Genomic DNA, 244 nt, shown 5'->3' with positions numbered 1-244 from the left:
TCCGCTCGAGCTTCCTCTGCCACCACACTGCGTTCGTGCGGGGGGGGTCGCGGTGCACTTCACACCCGTGCCAAAAGCATCCGCCGACATCTACAACAACGCGTGCCGACATGAAAACTATGTCTTGGGAACGGCGGTTGTACGGTAATACTTGGCGGTGGAGACGATACCGCAGACCGCGGGCGAATAGAGCGGTACGCAGCAGCCGTTCGGGGGCGGTATTCCGCCGAACTTGAGCCTGCAT

1 pseudogene is annotated in these 244 nt (G+C 61.1%); it reads right to left on the bottom strand.

Features of this window, described 5'->3' with window-relative positions:
• Window positions 1-244: pseudogene (locus tag KVT28_RS28545) on the bottom strand (very short patch repair endonuclease); the annotation flags it as partial.

Source organism: Pantoea sp. GbtcB22 (assembly GCF_019091025.1).
GTDB classification, from domain to species: domain Bacteria; phylum Pseudomonadota; class Gammaproteobacteria; order Enterobacterales; family Enterobacteriaceae; genus Pantoea; species Pantoea leporis.
This window is presented reverse-complemented; position numbering and strand designations above follow the sequence as displayed.